This is a genomic window from Sphingomonas sp. 10B4, assembly GCF_035019905.1.
In the GTDB taxonomy this organism is placed as follows: Bacteria; Pseudomonadota; Alphaproteobacteria; order Sphingomonadales; family Sphingomonadaceae; genus Sphingomonas; species Sphingomonas glacialis.
Genome location: NZ_JASJVC010000323.1, coordinates 1 through 270 on the forward strand (window position 1 = coordinate 1; position 270 = coordinate 270).

At 39.6% G+C, this 270-nt stretch carries 1 protein-coding gene; it reads right to left on the reverse strand.

The window, feature by feature from the left end; genetic code table 11:
* A partial coding sequence (locus QN347_RS19980; RefSeq protein WP_323494426.1) for a phospholipase D-like domain-containing protein occupies positions 1-270 on the reverse strand: 270 nt, incomplete at both ends.

The following is a 270-nucleotide window of genomic DNA, read 5'->3' on the forward strand; positions in this document are numbered from 1 at the left end:
TTGCAAAGCGACGCAAATTAGTCTCGTACAGATAAGGTAAAGCAGCAATGATTTTAAACGCCTGATCTGGCGGAATAAAAAAATCATTCGCAGTTTTATCGCCAACGATAATATCAATCTTAACGCCACGTTTTAAGGCGCGATTGATTTCTCTGGTGACCGCTAAAGGAAAATTGAAATAAGGCGTACAAATTGTAATCTGATGCTTGCTTGCAGCGAGCAACTGGCAGATCACTTTATTGAGTGGATTATTTTTACCAACGCCAACTA